17 protein-coding genes are annotated in these 16,580 nt (G+C 69.1%); 9 read left to right on the forward strand and 8 right to left on the reverse strand.

Translation table 11 applies throughout. The annotated features are described in order from the left end of the window. Together leuS and ASG29_RS02205 are read right to left on the reverse strand one after the other, a co-directional pair. On the reverse strand, positions 1–1,958 hold a 1,958-nt coding region (leuS, locus tag ASG29_RS02200; RefSeq protein ID WP_055980722.1), incomplete at its 3' end, for a leucine--tRNA ligase. Between the two features lie 13 nt (positions 1,959–1,971). Then, positions 1,972–2,418, reverse strand: coding sequence for a DUF3576 domain-containing protein (locus ASG29_RS02205; protein ID WP_055979490.1), 447 nt, complete (start codon positions 2,416–2,418; stop codon positions 1,972–1,974). A gap of 197 nt (positions 2,419–2,615) precedes the next feature. Here ASG29_RS02205 and ASG29_RS02210 point away from each other — a divergent pair, with 197 nt between their 5' ends. Beyond that, on the forward strand, positions 2,616–3,317 hold the full coding sequence (locus ASG29_RS02210; protein WP_321163176.1) for a hypothetical protein: 702 nt from the start codon (positions 2,616–2,618) through the stop codon (positions 3,315–3,317). 34 nt (positions 3,318–3,351) lie between these two features. Here the strand turns inward: ASG29_RS02210 and ASG29_RS02215 are convergent, their stop codons facing one another. Further along, positions 3,352–4,536, reverse strand: coding sequence for a phospholipase D-like domain-containing protein (locus ASG29_RS02215; RefSeq protein WP_055979493.1), 1,185 nt, complete (start codon positions 4,534–4,536; stop codon positions 3,352–3,354). Between the two features lie 116 nt (positions 4,537–4,652). Here ASG29_RS02215 and rpoZ point away from each other — a divergent pair, with 116 nt between their 5' ends. Beyond that, positions 4,653–4,997 (forward strand): DNA-directed RNA polymerase subunit omega, encoded by a 345-nt coding sequence (gene rpoZ / locus ASG29_RS02220; protein WP_055979496.1) that lies wholly within the window; start codon positions 4,653–4,655, stop codon positions 4,995–4,997. A gap of 1,117 nt (positions 4,998–6,114) precedes the next feature. Here rpoZ and ASG29_RS02225 read toward each other — a convergent pair. Genes ASG29_RS02225 through ASG29_RS02240 form a run of 4 tightly spaced genes read right to left on the reverse strand, consistent with a single transcriptional unit; the run spans position 6,115 to position 8,839 of the window. After that, complete coding sequence (locus tag ASG29_RS02225) at positions 6,115–6,762, reverse strand: DUF1190 domain-containing protein (RefSeq protein ID WP_055979499.1); 648 nt, start codon at positions 6,760–6,762, stop codon at positions 6,115–6,117. A gap of 1 nt (position 6,763) precedes the next feature. Beyond that, positions 6,764–7,180 (reverse strand): DUF350 domain-containing protein, encoded by a 417-nt coding sequence (locus ASG29_RS02230; RefSeq protein WP_055980728.1) that lies wholly within the window; start codon positions 7,178–7,180, stop codon positions 6,764–6,766. 10 nt (positions 7,181–7,190) lie between these two features. Beyond that, entirely contained in the window at positions 7,191–7,838 is a 648-nt protein-coding gene (locus tag ASG29_RS02235) for a DUF2491 family protein (protein WP_200932340.1), read from the reverse strand. After that, positions 7,835–8,839 (reverse strand): potassium channel family protein, encoded by a 1,005-nt coding sequence (locus ASG29_RS02240; protein ID WP_055979504.1) that lies wholly within the window; start codon positions 8,837–8,839, stop codon positions 7,835–7,837. Before ASG29_RS02240 ends, ASG29_RS02235 begins: the two co-directional genes overlap by 4 nt. Positions 8,840–8,909: 70 nt before the next feature. On the opposite strand from ASG29_RS02240, the gene ASG29_RS02245 reads away from it, so the two are divergent. From ASG29_RS02245 to ASG29_RS02255, 3 genes are all read left to right on the forward strand, one after another. After that, a complete protein-coding gene (locus ASG29_RS02245; protein WP_055979507.1) occupies positions 8,910–9,344 on the forward strand; it encodes a YjfI family protein in 435 nt (144 codons plus the stop codon). Between the two features lie 16 nt (positions 9,345–9,360). Beyond that, positions 9,361–10,083 carry a PspA/IM30 family protein gene (locus ASG29_RS02250; RefSeq protein WP_055979510.1) on the forward strand — a complete coding sequence of 241 codons (723 nt, stop codon included), beginning with the start codon at positions 9,361–9,363 and terminating at the stop codon, positions 10,081–10,083. A 242-nt stretch (positions 10,084–10,325) separates the two neighbouring features. Further along, on the forward strand, positions 10,326–11,489 hold the full coding sequence (locus ASG29_RS02255; protein ID WP_055979513.1) for a glutathionylspermidine synthase family protein: 1,164 nt from the start codon (positions 10,326–10,328) through the stop codon (positions 11,487–11,489). A 156-nt stretch (positions 11,490–11,645) separates the two neighbouring features. On the opposite strand, the gene ASG29_RS02260 is transcribed toward ASG29_RS02255, so the two are convergent. Next, on the reverse strand, positions 11,646–13,730 hold the full coding sequence (locus ASG29_RS02260; RefSeq protein WP_055979515.1) for an AsmA family protein: 2,085 nt from the start codon (positions 13,728–13,730) through the stop codon (positions 11,646–11,648). Positions 13,731–13,894: 164 nt separating this feature from the next. Between ASG29_RS02260 and rpmI the strand changes: the two genes are divergently transcribed. From rpmI to pheS, 4 genes are all read left to right on the forward strand, one after another. After that, positions 13,895–14,098 carry a 50S ribosomal protein L35 gene (gene rpmI / locus ASG29_RS02265; RefSeq protein WP_055979517.1) on the forward strand — a complete coding sequence of 68 codons (204 nt, stop codon included), beginning with the start codon at positions 13,895–13,897 and terminating at the stop codon, positions 14,096–14,098. Positions 14,099–14,112: 14 nt separating this feature from the next. Continuing rightward, positions 14,113–14,475 carry a 50S ribosomal protein L20 gene (gene rplT, locus ASG29_RS02270; protein WP_055979519.1) on the forward strand — a complete coding sequence of 121 codons (363 nt, stop codon included), beginning with the start codon at positions 14,113–14,115 and terminating at the stop codon, positions 14,473–14,475. Positions 14,476–14,728: 253 nt separating this feature from the next. Continuing rightward, entirely contained in the window at positions 14,729–15,346 is a 618-nt protein-coding gene (locus tag ASG29_RS02275) for a PEPxxWA-CTERM sorting domain-containing protein (protein WP_082515558.1), read from the forward strand. Between the two features lie 132 nt (positions 15,347–15,478). Next, positions 15,479–16,555, forward strand: coding sequence for a phenylalanine--tRNA ligase subunit alpha (gene pheS / locus ASG29_RS02280; RefSeq protein WP_055979522.1), 1,077 nt, complete (start codon positions 15,479–15,481; stop codon positions 16,553–16,555). Positions 16,556–16,580 lie beyond the last annotated feature (25 nt).

Genomic DNA, 16,580 nt, shown 5'->3' on the forward strand with positions numbered 1-16,580 from the left:
CCGTTCTCCGACCATTCCAGGTCGCGCTCGGGCGGCGAATCGGACAGCATGAACCACCGCACCGCATCCGCGCCGTATTGATCGACGATCTCGGTCGGATCGACGGTGTTCTTCTTCGACTTCGACATCTTCTCGATGCGGCCGACCGTCACAGGGAGGTTCGTAGCGCGTTCGAACCGAGTACCCTCGCCAACGTCAATATCCTCGGGCGACAGCCACCGGCCGTCCGCCGCCTTGTACGTCTCGTGCGTCACCATCCCCTGCGTGAACAGGCCGGTGAACGGTTCCGCGACGTCCAGCATGCCGACGTGCCGCAACGCGCGGGTCCAGAAGCGGGCGTACAGAAGGTGCAGGATCGCATGTTCGACCCCGCCGATATATTGCCCGACCGGCAGCCACGATTCCGCCACCGCGCGATCGAACGGCCGGTCCTTCGGCTGGCTGGCGAAGCGGATGAAATACCAGCTGGAATCCGCGAACGTATCCAGCGTGTCGGTATCGCGCAGCGCGGCGCCGCCACACGACGGGCAGGCGACGTGCTTCCACGTCGGATGACGGTCCAGCGGATTGCCCGGCACGTCGAACGACACGTCCTCCGGCAGCACGACGGGCAATTGGTCCGCGGGCACCGGCACTTCGCCGCAGGCGGCGCAATGGACGATCGGGATCGGCGTGCCCCAGTAGCGCTGCCGGCTGACGCCCCAGTCGCGCAGGCGATAGACGGTCGATCCGCGGCCCCATCCGTCCGCCTCCGCCCGCTGGATCACCGCGCGCTTCGCATCCTCGACGTCCATGCCGTCCAGGAAGTGGGAATTCACCAGCGTCCCCGGCCCGGTATACGCCGCGTCCCCGTCGAAATCGGGCGCGTCCCTGTCGCCGTCGGACACGACGCGCCGGATCGGCAGCTTGTACTTCGTCGCGAAATCGAAATCGCGCTGGTCGTGCGCGGGCACGCCGAACACCGCGCCGGTGCCGTAATCCATCAGGACGAAGTTCGCGATATAGACGGGCAACTCGCCCGCCCCGAACGGATGCGCCGCGCGCAGGCCGGTGTCGTAGCCCAGCTTCTCCTGCGTCTCGATCTCCGCCGCGGTGGTCCCGCCCTGCTTGCACCGCGCGACGAACGCCGCGACCGCGGGATCGTCCATCAGCGCCTGCGCGATGGGGTGATCCGCGGCGACGGCGACGAAGCTGGCGCCGAAGATGGTATCGGGCCGGGTGGTGAAGACCTCGACCTCGCCCCCCCGGTCGAGCGCGAACCGGAACGTCAGGCCCTGGCTCTTCCCGATCCAGTTCTCCTGCATCAACCGGACCTTGTCGGGCCAGCCGGACAGGTCGCCCAGCCCTTCGACCAGCTCGTCCGCGAATTGCGTGATGCGCAGGAACCACTGGTTCAGCTTGCGCTTCTCCACCGGCGCGCCCGATCGCCAGCCGCGGCCGTCGATCACCTGTTCGTTGGCCAGCACGGTCATGTCGACCGGGTCCCAGTTGACCGCGCTTTCCTTGCGATAGACGAGGCCGGCCTTGTAGAATTCCAGGAACAGCGCCTGTTCGTGCCCGTAATAACCGGGCTCGCACGTCGCCAGTTCGCGCGTCCAGTCCAGCGCGAAGCCCAGCCGCTTCAGCTGCGCCTTCATCGTCGCGATATTCTGCTTCGTCCATCCGCCCGGATGCACGCCCTTTTCCATCGCGGCGTTTTCCGCGGGCATGCCGAACGCGTCCCACCCCATCGGGTGCAGCACCTCGAACCCGCGCATCCGGCGATAGCGCGCCAGGACGTCGCCCATCGTATAGTTGCGCACGTGCCCCATGTGGATCTTCCCCGACGGATAGGGGAACATCTCCAGCACGTACGTCTTGGGCTTCGCGCTATGGTCGTCCGCGGCGAAGGTGGCGCGGTCGTCCCAGACCTTCTGCCAGTGCTCGTCCGCCTTCAGCGCGTTGAAGCGGGTCGTCATCCGGGCCGGTCGCTCAACCGGTCACGGCGCCGCGGCGCAGGTCGCGCGCACGGGTCAGGATGATATCCTCCAGCTTCTGCGTCGTCGCCGCCTCCACCGGCGCGGACACCCACTGCCCGCCGCGGTTGATCTCGCGCAATGCCGCGACGCGCACCGCGTCGGCGCGCAGGTCCTGGTCCAGGATCGACACCGTCACCTTCATCCGCTCGCCCGGCACCTGCGGGTTGACGTACCAGTCGGTGACGATGACGCCGCCGTTGGAATCGGTCTGGAGCAGCGGCATGAAGCTGACCGTGTCGAGGCTCGCGCGCCACAGATAGCTGTTGACGCCGATCGTCGTTACCCGCGACGCGGCCAGATCGCCCTTGGGCCGGTTGCCGCCGCCACCGCAGGCGGCAAGGGCGAGCGCGGCGCTGACGGCGACCGCGAGGGACAGGCGGCGGGGCAGCAGTCGGGGCATGGGGGCGGAAATCCTCGATCGAAAAGCCTCCCGGCCCTACAATCCCGGCCGGTATGCCGCAAGCGCCGCCGCAGGCTGTGGACATGGCGCAACACCGGCGCCCAAAAGCGTCGTCGCGGCAATGGACTCGCAACCGAATCGTGTTAGGGCCGCTATGGGACCGGTCACACATGACCGGGTTTGAGGGGATGTGAGTCGTGACCGTGGGTCGCACCATCATGGGCTGCGTGATCGCCGGGGGCCTTGCCGCCGCCGCGATGATGGCCGTGCCCGCGATCGGCGCCCCCGATTCGGGGCAGCGCATGGCCAAGCGCGCGCCCCTGTCGCGCGTCGCCGGATCGTTCACCCCCTCCGCCGCGGATCCGAAACTGGCCGCCCTGCTGGCGCGCGGCGGCCTGGGCACCGGCAGCTTCCGCTTCACCCCGTCGGAGGTCCGCACCGGCCGCTCCGTCACCGTCGCGGTGCGCGCGCGGACCAACAACGATCCGTCCACGCGCACCGCCGCGATGGCCCCGACCGTCGGCGTCGCGCCGATCGCGTACAATCTGGGCGTCGCCGTGGGCTGGAAGCGGTTCGCGGTCAGCGGCGACATCGCGAAGGTCGACCTGGCGGGCCTGCCCGGCAGCCGCGAGGCCGCGGACGTGGCGCTCAGCTATTCGGGCACGAAGTTCACCGGCCGCGTCGCCGCCTCCGCCGATCGCGCGCTGGCGGGCACGCCGCGCGCGATGGCCGAACCCGAAAGCTACGCGCTGGACGTCGGCGGCAGCTACTCGCTGACCCGCAACCTCGATCTGACCGCGGGCATGCGGCTGAAGAGCGAGCGCGAGCGCCTGACCCGCCTCGACGACGACCGCCGCGACAGCCAGGCGGTATACGTGGGCACCGCGTTCCGCTTCTGACGCGACGCGCGCGGATCGATCGCGCCCGCGGCGGCTATTCGTCGATCCCCCAGTTCAAGCCCCGCGACACCATCGGGTCCGCCACCGCCATCATCAGATAGGCGGCAAACTGCTTGCCGCGCTGCCACCAGCCCGTGGCCTCGCGATACCCCTCGCGCGTCACCTCGGTCGATTGCGCGATCTCGGCATCGATATAGCCGCGGACATGGTCGGCGAAGGCCCGGTCCTCGATCCGCAGCATCAGCTCCAGGTTCACGAACAGGCTGCGCATGTCGAAATTGGCGCTGCCGATCCACGTCGCGTCGTCGACGACGTACAATTTGGTGTGCAGCTTCGTCGGCTGATATTCGAACAGCCGGATGCCGCGCCGCAGGAGGCCCGCGTAGGTGAAGCGCGCCGCCGCGATCGTGGCATTGTTGTCGGATTTCGCCGCGGTGACGACGCGCACGGCGGCGCGTTCGTGCCGCCCGCGCCCGCGCCCCGCCCGCTCGATCCGCCGCAGCAGCATCGGACTGGGCATGAAATAGGCCGCGATCAGGTCGATCCGGCGCGCATGGCGCATGTCGCGCTTGATCGCCTTCGCCCACGGCGACAGCCGCCGCGTCGGCCCGCCGATCGCCCAGCGCAGCCGCCCGTGCCGCTCGCTCCATTTCGCCAGCGCCTTGTTCAGCCGCCGGATCCGGCCGCCGTCGTGGATGCCCGCCTCCAGCGCGTCGAAATAGCCCGCCATCCGCGACGCCGCCGATCCCTCGACCAGCAGGCCCAGGTCGCGCCACGCCTGCTGCGCCGGCGTGCCGAAATAATCGTCCTCGATGTTGAATCCGCCGACGATGATCCGCGCATCGGGCGTATCCGCATCGGCGAGCGCCAGTTTCTGGTGGTTCCTCAACAGGTAGCGCCGCCCGAACCGCGGCGAGAAACGGCAGACCGAGATGCCCGCGCTTTCCAGCGGGCGGAAGAAGGCGGCGTCCGCCCCGTCGCTGCCGAACCCGTCGACGATCAGCGCGACGCGCACGCCCCGCCCCGCCGCCGCGATCAGGGCGGCGTTGACGCGGCGCCCGGCGTGGTCGTCGGCGTAGATGTAGAAGATCATCCGCAACGTCGCGCGCGCGCCGTCGATCAGCGCGATGACCGCGTCCAGCCGCCGCGGCCCGGTATCCAGCAGCGTCAGCCGGTTGCCGTCGACGGTAAAGGCCGGCTGGTCCGCGGGTTCGTCCATCGCGGACCGATGCCCCTGCCCGCGCACCCGCGCAAGCGCGCTTTTCTTGACTTGGGCGGTCGCGGGGCGTACAGGCACAGGTTCTTCCGTTAGCTCTGATCCAAAGGAGTGCGTCGATGGCGCGCGTCACCGTCGAGGATTGCGTCGACAAGATCCCGAACCGTTTCGACCTGGTCCTGCTCGCCGCGCAGCGCGCGCGTCAGGTGTCGGGCGGCGCGGAACTGACCATCGACCGCGATCGCGACAAGAACCCGGTCGTCGCGCTGCGCGAGATCGCGGAGCAGACCGTGCGTCCGAAGGACCTGAAGGAGGCCGCGGTGTCCAGCCTCCAGCGCGTCCAGATCGACGACGAGGAAGAGGCCGATGCGGTCGGCAGCCTGGCGGCATCGGCGGAGGCACTGCGCCTCACCGCCGTCGCCCCGCCGCGCAACCAGAATCTGGGCGCCGACTACGACGGCTGATCCCGGGGTTTGTGTGATGTGACGACGGCCGGCTGTCCGATGGGACGGCCGGCCGTCGTCGTTTGTCCGCCGTCGTTGCGAGCGTAGCGAAGCAATCCAGTGCCACGCGCGGCACCCTGGATTGCTTCGCTGCGCTCGCAATGACGACGGCACTTTACCCCCTGCCGCCCCGCACCGCCCTCCGTTCGTGCTGAGCGAAGTCGAAGCATCGGCGCCGCCGCATGGCCTTCGACGTCGTTCAGGCCGAACGGAGGTGCGGGCCCGTTCGTGCTGAGGAGGCATTGAGCGAAGTCGAAATGCCGTCGCGAAGCACAAGCGCCATGCCCTCGATCGAGGAAATATGGTTCACGCGGAGGCGCGGAGACGCGAAGGTGTCGCGCCTGAGATGGTCGTCGCGCCTCGGCGAGAATTCGGTTTCCGCGGTGCGCCGGAAGCGAGGGACCTGCGGCCGTCCCCGACCTTCCCCCCGGCGCACCATCTCCGCGCCTCCGCGCCTCCGCGTGAACCCGACCACCCCCGAACGAGCGCCCACCGCCCCCGCACCGCCCTCCGTTCGTGCTGAGCGAAGTCGAAGCATCTGGGCCGCCGCATGGCCTTCGACGTCGTTCAGGCCGAACGGAGGTGCGGGGATCAGACCGGCCCCCGTTCGTGCTGATGAGGCATTGAGCGAAGTCGAAATGCCGTCTCGAAGCACAGTTGCCCTCGATCGAGCAGATATGGTTCACGCGAAGGCGCGGAGACGCGAAGGTGTCGCGCCTGAGATGGTCGTCGCGCCTCGGCGAGAATTCCGTTTCCACGGTACGCCGGAAGCGAGTGGCCCGCGGCCGCCCCCGACCTTCCCCCCGGCGCACCATCTCCGCGCCTCCGCGCCTCCGCGTGAACCCGAATCCCCCCCCGGAACGAGCGCCCACCGCCCCCGCACCGCCCTCCGTTCCTGCTGAGCGAAGTCGAAGCATCCGCGCCGCCGCATGGCCTTCGACGTCGCTCAGGCCGAACGGACGGGGGGCGTCAGACCAGTCCCCGTTCGTGCCGAGGAGGCATTGAGCGAAGCCGAAATGCCGTCTCGAAGCACAGGCTCGCCGCACGCCCTTCTAGAACGAACGAAGGTCGGCGCAGACTACCCCCCGAACGACCGCGACCCGCCGCCCCAGCCGCCGCTGGAGCGCGCCGCCACGCGCCCGCCGAAGCCGCCGCGCGACACCACCGAGCTGCGCGTCTGGATCCGCTGCGTCGTCACCGGCGCGGTCACCGCGCGCGACCCGACCTGGTATCCGTGCGCCCGCCCGCCATAGCCGCCGTTGAACAGCCACGCGCCGCCGGGGGTGAAATACGTCCCGTCGCGCCGGTTGCGGTACAGCGGCTGGTAGCGATAGCCCGGCCCGTCCAGCATCCGCCCGATCATGAACCCGGTCAGCAGCGGCACGAAGAAGCTCTGCCCCCCGCTTCCGCTGCGTTGCAGGCACGTCGCGTCGCCGAACTGGTCCTCGCACAGGTCCTTCGATTCGAACCGCGGCGCGGCGCCGTCGTCGGCTTTCGCCGCCGCGGTCGCGGCCTCGTCGCACGTCACCGCCGCGAAATCGCCGCTCGCCTTGCATTCCGCGGGGGTGGCGAAGGCGGCGACCTCGGTCGGGGCGCCGTAGCGCTGCTGCGAGACTTGCTCGTTCGACGGCTGCGGTTCGCATGCCGACAACATCGCCATCGCGCCGACCGCGGTCAGCGCCGGGGCCGCGGATCGCTTGCGGCGGGGAGGGAAGGCGTCGGCCATGTCAGTAGGTCATGCTGGCGGCGTTGAGCAGGCCGACCGCGATCGACGTCGCCCCGACGTACAGGCCCGTGGCCGCATTCCCGCCCTCGATCCGGGCCACCAGGTCGCGGACGACGAAGGCGCGGATCACGAACGACGCGACCACCTGCACCACGCCCGCCAGGACGCCCCAGGCGACGAACTCCACCGGGTCGGCGGTCACGCTCAACGCCGATGCCAGCGGCAGCGCGAAGCCGATGATCGCGCCCCCCAATGCGGCGGCCGCTGCGGTGTTGCCCGCGGCCAGCAACGCGCGCTCGTCATACGGCGTCGACCATTGGTACACGCGCTTGAACACCGCCAGCAGGATGCAGGCGAGGCCGAAGGCGACGACGAAATGCCCCGCGCCGTACAGGAACACGCTCGAATCGAATTGCATTCCCATCCCCTCAGGCGCTGAATTCGGCGGGCAGCAGCGGCAATCCCACCATGATTTCGTGCGTCAGGTCGCCGCGCTCCGGCTGCATCGCGATCGCCAGCAGCAGCTCCTGTCCGGCAACGACCCCGCCCTCGGCCACATCGCGGGCATACAACATGCACGCCTGCTTCACATGCTTCACCGGCGCGGCGTCGCGCTCCCAATACACCGCTTCCCACAATTGCACCGGCGGCTGCTCGCGATCGTCGCCGGGATACCAGAACCGGCGATAGGGCGGCAGCCCGGCCTCTTCCCAGTCGGGCTTGCGCAGCCGGTCGGCGAAGGCGGTGTCCCACGGCCCGGCGGGGTAGGTCGAGGTCCACGGCCGGAACAAGGTGAAATCGTCCGCGTCCGATCCGTCCGCCTTCTGGCTGACCGCTTGCAACATCAGTTCGTCGTCGGTGTAGAAACGGTGGACGTAGCCGCCCTCGTCCAGCTTGATGATTCCCTGCGCGCTGATCTCCAGCGTGTCGCGGTCCAGCGTGAACGCCGCGCCGGGCAGCCGCCGCCACGCCAGCGGGTCGACGCGGACCTGCCGCCCGATCGTGATGTCGCGCACCACCGCCACCGATGGGGAGGCGGCGTCGCTGCCGTTGCCGAAGAGCCTGTTCCAGATCATGCCGATATCCGTCCGCGCGCGATGTAGAACAGCCGGTCGCCCGACGCCACCGTCGCGGCGGGATCGAACACCGGGGATGCGCCGCCCGCCGCGCAGGTCGCGACCAGCACCGCACCCGCCGCGCGCAACCGCGCCGCCGCCGCGTCGAACGTCTCCACCGTGCGCGCGGTCGTCGCATACAGCGTCGCGCCCTCGTCGGTATGGCTCGCCAGTTGCGCGATCAGGCGGCTGGCCCCCGGATCGTTCAGCGCCTTCACCACCAGCTCGGCGGCGGGGGTGACGACCACCTCCACCTGCGGGCAATGCACCGACAGCAATCGTGCGGCATAGCGGTCGCGCAGGAAGCAGACGACGTGCCCCGCCGCATTGGCCGCCGTCACCGCCAGCGTCGCGGCCAGCGTCTCCGCATCGCTGGGCGCGTAGACCACCACGCGCGCCGCCCGGTCGATCCCGGCGCGCGCCAGGTCGTCCGCGGACGTCAGCGCGCCGGCGTGGACGAAGCGGTGCGTCGTCGCGTCGCCGTCCAGCGGCTGCGTCGCGACCAGCACGATCTCCGCCCCCGGCGCATCCGCCAGGATCTCCGCGATCATCCGCGGCGTGCGCTCCGCATCGAAGCCGACCAGGACGGTGTGCCCGCGCATCATGCTATACCGCCCCAGCCCCATGCGCCGCCGCCGCCACCGCCCCGACAGCCCCGCAAAGACGCGCGCGATCCCCGCGGTGAACAGCGCGATCGCGCCCGGCATGACGAACAGGATCGTCACCAGCCGCCCCGCCGGCCCCTTGGGCGACAGGTCGCCATAACCCACGGTCGAGGCGGTGGTGGCGTACCAGTACAGGAACGCGGTCGGCGGCGTCAGGTCCGGCTCGCCCGCCAGCGCCAATGCGGCGTAGCTGGCCGCCATGTGCACGACCAGCAATCCGGCCAGGACGCCGGGGTGCAGGTCGCTGGCCGCGAGATAGAGCCGCCGCAAGAACAGCGCGAATGGCGATCGCCGCATCCCTTCGGACCCTTTGCTTCGCGAAACGCTGCGGGCTAAGGCGCGGGGTGTCAAGCGGGAGAGACGCCAAGTGAGCGACACCATACCCAGGGCCTGGACCGTCACCGCGCTGGCGGACGCTTTGTCCAACGGCGAGCGCGGCAGTGACATCAGCGTGGAGCGCATCCCCTCCGCCGACGCGGTGCTGCGCGTGACGATGCATGCGCACGGCGACCTGTCGGTGTTCCTGTCGGTCGCAGGCGAGCAGATCGTCGTCTCGACCTTGCTGTGGCCGGTCGACGAACAGCCCGACGCCGATGCCTTCAACCGCTTCATCCTGAAGGCGCAGAAGCTGGTGCCCTTGAGCAATTTCGCGATCACCGAGGTCGACGGGCGCGATTATTACGAACTGGTCGGCGAGCTGTCGATCGAATCGCCGCTGCGCGCGGTGGAGATCGAGCTGTCGGTGCTGGCGGAGAATGCGATCGACGCCGCGTCCGACCTGCGCGCCGAATTCGCCGCCTGATCCGGGAGCAAGAACGATGTCGATGTGGAAGCAACTCGTCACCCTGGTCCGCGGCACCGCGCACGAGGCGGGGCAGTCGGTGGTCGATGCGAAGGCGCTGACGATCCTGGACCAGCAGATCCGGGATGCGGGGACGGCGCAGGGCAAGGCCCGCGACGACCTGGCGACGCTGACCGCGCGCCGCCGCATGATCGAGAAGGAGGTCGAGGGACTGGCGGAGCAGAAGGCGCGCTACGAAACGTCCGCGCGCGCCGCGATCCAGCGCGGCGACATGGATCTGGCGCGACAGGTCGCGGAGCGATTGTCCACGATCGAGGCGGACCTGACGACCAAGAATCCGCAGATCGCGGACATGCGCGGCGCCGAGGACCGGATGCGCGGCATCATCAAGCAGAGCGACACGCGGATCGAGACGCTGCGCCGCGAGGTCGACGTCGTGCGCGCGAACGAAAGCGTGCAGAAGGCGCAGGCCGCGGTCGCCAGCAGCCAGGGCGGCGCGATGTCGCAACTGGGCTCCGCCGCCGACAGCCTGGCGCGGATGAAGGAGCGGCAGGCGATCCGCGACGAGAAGTTCCGCGCCGCCGCGGAACTGGAGGACATGCGCACCGGCGCGGACCTCGACGCGAAGCTGCGCGACGCCGGCCTGCTGGCGGGATCGTCCAGCGCCGACGACATCCTCGCCCGCCTGTCCGCCCCGCCGCAGGGCGAACCCGCGAAGCTGACCGACCAGCGGGAATAGGGGGTGCGTTCCCCGACGTCCGTTCGCCCTGAGGAGAGGCTGACGCCGGACCTGACCCGGGGCCGGTCTCGAAGGGCATGCGCGACCATGCTTCGAGACGGCATTTCGACTTCGCTCAATGCCTCCTCAGCACGAACGGACGTGGGAATAACCCCCGTTCGTCCAGAGGAGGGAATGAGCGGAGCGAAGCGGAGTCGAAGGCCCGTCTCGAAGGACATCCGCTACACGGGCCGCGCGACCTGATGCGCCGCATCCCCACCCCCGAACGCCCGGACTGGGAAGCCACCGCGCGCGACATGGGCTTCACCTTCCACCACATGGACGGCGCGCGTTATTGGGAAGAACGCGCTTATTATTCCTTCACGCTGGACGAGGTGGAGGAGGGGATCGAGGCGCCCAGCGCCGAGCTGCACCAATTCTGCCTGGCGCTGGTCGGGGAGGTCGTGGGCAGCGAGGCGCTGATGCACCGCCTCGCCATCCCCGACGACATGCGCGACGTCGTCGCCGCGTCGTGGCGCGCGACCGCGCCGTCCCTGTACGGCCGGTTCGATTTCGCCCACGACGGCACCGGTCCGGCGAAGCTGCTGGAATATAACGCCGACACGCCCACCAGCATCTACGAAACCGCGCTGTTCCAGTGGCAGTGGCTGGAGGATCGCATCGCCGACGGCACGCTGCCCGCGGGCGCGGACCAGTACAACCGGCTGCATGATGCGCTGAAGGAGCGCTTCGCCGCGCTGTTCACGCCCGGCAGCCTCGTCCATTTCGCCAGCGACGCCGACCATGTCGAGGATCGCCAGACCGTCCGCTATCTGGAGGATGTCGCGCGGCAGGCCGGGCTCGACCCTGCCTTCGTCGCGGTCGACCGGATCGGGGTCGACGGCGACGGGCGGTTCGTGGACGAGGAATCGGTCCTGATCGCCGCCTTGTTCAAACTGTATCCGTGGGAGGACATGCTGCGCGAGCCCTATGCCGCGCATATCGCATCCTCGCGGACGCTGTTCCTGGAACCGGCGTGGAAGGCGATCCTGTCGAACAAGGGCATCCTGCCGTTGTTGTGGGAACGCCATCGCGGTCACCCCAATCTCCTCCCCGCCGCCTTCGCCGACACGCCGGAGGCCGCGGCGATCACGGACAGTCGCCATGTGCGCAAGCCGTTGTTCTCGCGCGAGGGGTGGGACATCGAACTGGTCGCGGGCGGCGACAGCCTGCGCGGCCCCGCGGGCGGTTACGGCGCGGAGGGGCATATCGTGCAGGCCTATGCCCCGCTGCCCGTGTTCGACGGCAATCACGCGGTCGTGGGATCGTGGATCGTCGGCGACGAACCCGTCGCGCTGTCGGTACGCGAGGACGACGGCGCGATCACGCGCGACATGGCGCGGTACGTGCCCCACGCGATCGTCTAGCCCGGCAAATATCGTGCTCCCGCGAAGGCGGGAGCCCAGACTGGGTCATGAACGGGTTGAACGTGCCCCGCACGTTCAAGCATCGTCCGGGGGACGATGCGACCCGATCATCCTTCGCGGGGACACGAACCGCGCCGGGCGTGGGGGCGTTCCCCGTCAGAAGATGCCCAGGAACTTCTTCCGCTTCGGCGCCTCGATCTTCCCCGCCGTGCCGTCGCCCACGTCGTCGCGCGGCTTGCCGTCCGCGTCGCGCTGCGCCGCCGCCGTCCGGCCCGCCAGGATCGGACCGCATTGCGCCGCCTTGGCGTCGCCCGGATCGACGAACGCCAGCAGCGCCGCGACCGGCGTCGCCACCACCGCCAGCCCCAGCGCCGCGCCCGCGCGCGTCACCAGTTGGGGGGAGATCACGTCCAGCCCCGGCGCGGCGAAGGTGCCGCGGATACCCACCGGCGACTGGCCGCTGAACAGGCTGAACTTCTTCGAATCGGCGCGGACCGCCAGGTCGATCGTCTCGGTCGCGAAGCTGAACCCGCCGCGCCCGACGATCACGTTCTGCTTCGTGTCGATCAGGATCGGGTCCGCCGCCGCCACGCCGCGGCGCACGGTGAAGCCGACCACGCCGCAATTGATGCGGACCGGCTCCTTCAGCTTGTCCTCGAACATCTTCTGCACGAACGTGCCGAAATCCAGTTCGGACAATTGGACGTTGCGGGTCCAGAACGTGCCCGCGGGCAGGACGAACGCCATCCGCCCCTGCGCGGTGGCGAGCGAATCGTGGATCGTGTCGCCCCGCCCGGTCAGCTGCACGCGGCCGCGCACCGTCCCCGTCGTCCCCGCCTCCGCCACGCCGTATCCCGCCAGCAGTCGCCCCAGCGGCGTGGGCGCGAGCCGGATGTCGTAGCTGACCGCGCTGGGCCGCGCGCGCGTGTCGAACACCACGTCCGACGCCACGTTCCCGCGCGCCATCGCCATCGTCAGCGGCGACAGCGCCAGCCGCCCGCGATCGAGGTCCAGCGTCAGGTCGACGTCGGAAATCGGCAGGTTCTTCGACCGCACCGTCTTCACGGTCCATTTCAGGTCCGCGTCGAACAATCGCATCGTCGCCACCGGCAGTTCGGCGTCGGGGAACAATCGCTGCGGCGCCGCGCCCGTCGCGGCGGCGGCGGCGACCGCGCCCTGCGCCTCCACGATATCGGGGTTGAAGCCGATGAACGGCGCGGCATCGATGATGTCCAGCGACCGCGTCGCCATCCGCGCGTCCAGGTGGATGCGCGCGGCATTGGTGATGGTCAGCGTCCCCGCCACGTCGCTCTCGCCGAACGTGCCGCGCAGCCGGGTGAAGCGATATTCGTTCCCCGCCTTCACCATCTGTGCGGTCAGGCGATAGTCGCGCGTGTTGGGGATCGCGACGTCGATGATGCCCAGCAGCGACGACAGGTTCCTCCCCCGCGCCTTCGTCTGCAACGGCACGTTCTCGATATCGGCGATCGAGGGCAGGGTGCCCGTCACGTCGATGACGTTCCCCGCCGCGCGCACCGTGCCGACCAGCTCGTTCTTCCCCCGCGCCACCGTGGCGTCGGGGGACAGCAGCCGCGCGACGAGGGTGAAGGGCGTGTCGCGGATGCGCCCGTCGCCCGTCACGCCGACCGCGGACCCGATCCGCGCACCGGTCGACCGGATCGTGTCGATCGACAGGTCCGCCAGCAACCGCATCCGCGGGTCCAGGTACCGGACGGTCGTGCCCGTGACCGTGGCGCGGTCGATCCGCGGCAGGTCGAACGGCTTGCCCGATCCCTTGTCCTGGCTGAACGTCCAGGTGTTGCGCTCGTGCCCCGCATCCCATTCCAGCGCGACCGCACCCTTCGTCAGGTCGAGCCAGTAGAAGCGCCGCTTGCCGAACAGCAGCGATAGCGGCGCGATGCGCGAATCGATCCGCTGCGCCTGGAACAGATACGGCCGCGTCGCCCAGGCGGGGTTGGACACGGTCAGCCCCTCGGCCAGGAACTTGATCTTCAGCGGCGCGAAATACAGCTGGAAATCGCCCGCGACGCGCACCTCGCGGCCGGTCAGGCGCCCCGCAATGCTCTGGAACGGCGATTTCAGGAACCGCCCCTTGGTGACGAACAGGATCAGCCACACCGCCGCGATCGTGGCGAAGACGCCGATCGCGACATTGCGGACGAGGCGTCGGCGGCGCGACAGCGGGCGCCGGATCACGGGTTCGGGCGCGGCATTGTCCATAAGCGCGTTCAATCGCGCGAGCGACCGTTGCGGTTCCGCATCGGTTGCAATCTGCGGGCCGCCGCGCTACGGGCGCCCACTTCACAACGACGGGGTGCACGAACGGCCCGGCCATCTAGGGCTGCCGCGGCTGTTCCAGTCCCGATCGAATCGAAAGGACCAAAATGCCCAAGCTCAAGACCAAGAGCGGCGTGAAGAAGCGCTTCAAGCTCACCGCCTCCGGCCTCCTGAAGCACGGTGTCGCCGGCAAGCGCCACCGCCTCATCAGCCACAACAGCAAGTACATCCGCCAGAACCGCGGGACCAAGGTCCTGTCGAAGGCCGACACCGCCACGGTGAAGGCCTGGGCGCCGTACGGCCTGAGCTGAGAGGAACCGGATAGATGGCACGCGTCAAACGGGGTGTAACCACCCGCGCCAAGCACAAGAACATCCTGGAACAGGCCAAGGGCTACCGGGGTCGTCGCAAGAACACGATCCGCGTCGCGCGGCAGGCGGTCGAGAAGGCCGGCCAGTACGCCTATCGCGATCGCAAGGTGAAGAAGCGGATGTTCCGCGGCCTGTGGATCCAGCGCATCAACGCGGGCGTCCGGGCCGAGGGCCTGACCTATTCGCAGTTCATGCACGGCCTGAAGCTGGCGGGCGTCGAACTGGACCGGAAGGTCCTTGCCGACATCGCGATGCACGAGGGCGCGGCATTCAGCGCGATCATCGCGCAGGCGAAGGCGGCACTGCCCGCGGCCTGACCGTCTGCGGTATCGATAGGAACGGGGCGTCGGGTGGCATCACCGGCGCCCTTTTTCGTACCATCGTGGGACAGTTTCGCCATGGGCGCGTTAACATGGCGTTTTTGCTGAAAAAGTTACCGAATTCCTAATTTTCGAGGGAACAGGCGGAACCTTTCTTTGTTAAGCTGGCAGTAATGAAGTCCCGGGTCCGGGAGGGCATTGCGTAAGGCGGGGGGCCGAGGTGGCTCGTCGCAACTAGGGGTATTAACGTATGCGTACTTTGCTTGCGGCCGCCACGGTCGCCGCCCTTGCTTCGGTGTCTCCGGCCAGCGCCGCCGACCGCCTGACCAGCGCCGTGGTCACCGGCCCGACGGGCACGGTGTGGGACACCACGGTCAACGGTTTCTACACCCTGTTCCTCCAGACCCCCGGTCTGGGCGACTTCCTGAACCCGAACGACGAAGCCATCAACTTCGAGACGACCCCGGGCGGCAACGGCTTCCTGCTCGCGGGCGACGGCTTCCGTCCCGGCGAAGTGGCTGACTCGGACCCGTTCTATGACATCGTACTGTCGTTCGCGAGCGGCAACACCCTGTCGGGCCAGTACACGCCGCTGACCAACACCTTCGTTGGCGGCAGCTCGTACACGACGGGTGGCTTCACCTACTCGCTGGCGGAGTTCTCCTACCGCCGCAACCTCGGCAACTCGGTGAGCCAGTATGTCGCGGTCCCCGGTGGCGACGGCAACGACTACTCGGGCAACGTGCGTCTCGACGTCGTTGCGGCGGCGGGCGTTCCCGAGCCGGCGACCTGGGGTCTGATGATCCTGGGCTTCGGCGCGGTCGGTGGCTCGATGCGCCGCCGCAAGTCGGTCCTCGCGACCGCCTGAACCCTTCCCGGGTTCTGACGAAGGGCGTCGTCCGAAAGGATGGCGCCCTTTGTGCTGTCCGGCGCGCGGAACTTGTCAGCGCCCGCGCCGCGCCGTAGCGCTGGCGGCGACCACCACCGGACCATGCGCACAATGACCGATATCGACCACCTGCGTACCCACCTGCTCGCCGCGACCGAGGCCGCCGCCTCGCTCGACGCGCTGGAGGTCGTGCGCGTCGAGGCGCTGGGCAAGCAGGGGCGCGTGACGCACTTGCTCAAGACGCTGGGGGCGATGACGCCCGACGAGCGGCTGGCGAACGGCCCCGCGATCCACGCCCTGCGCGAAGCGGTCACCGCCGCGGTCACCGCGCGCAAGGCGCATCTGGAGCAGGTCGCGCTCGACGCGCAGCTCGCCAGCGAGGCGCTGGACATGACCCTCCCCGTCGACGCGCCCCCCCGCGGCACGATCCATCCGGTCAGCCAGGTGATGGACGAGATGGCGGAGATCTTCGCCGACCTGGGCTTCGCGGTCGCGACGGGGCCGGAGATCGAGGACGACTGGCACAATTTCAGCGCGCTCAACATTCCCGAGACGCACCCCGCGCGCGCGATGCAGGACACGTTCTATCTTGCGGGCGATCACGAGCCCCCGATGGTCCTGCGCACGCATACCTCGCCGGTGCAGATCCGCACCATGATGACGCAGGAACCCCCGATCCGCATCATCGCGCCGGGCCGCGTGTATCGTTCCGACTGGGACGCGACGCACACGCCGATGTTCCACCAGATCGAGGGGCTGGTGATCGATCGCGGCATCACGATGGGCCATCTGAAATGGACGCTGGAAACGTTCCTGAAGGCGTATTTCGAGCGTGACGACATCGTCCTGCGGCTGCGCCCCAGCTATTTCCCCTTCACCGAACCCTCGGCGGAGGTCGACGTCGGCTGGACGACGGTCGACGGCAAGCGCCGGCTGGGCGGGGACGAGGGCTGGATGGAATTGCTGGGCAGCGGGATGGTCCATCCGAAGGTCATCGCGGCGTGCGGGCTCGATCCCGACGAATGGCAGGGGTTCGCCTTCGGCGTCGGCGTCGACCGGCTCGCGATGCTGAAATACGGCATGGACGACCTGCGCCCGTTTTTCGAAGGCGATGTCCGCTGGCTCCGGCACTACGGCTTCTCCGCACTGGACGTGCCGACGCTGTCGGGCGGCGTCGGGGTCCAGTGAATCGTCATCCCAGCGAACGCTGGGG

Source organism: Sphingomonas sp. Leaf412, from assembly GCF_001425405.1.
Lineage (GTDB): Bacteria > Pseudomonadota > Alphaproteobacteria > Sphingomonadales > Sphingomonadaceae > Sphingomonas.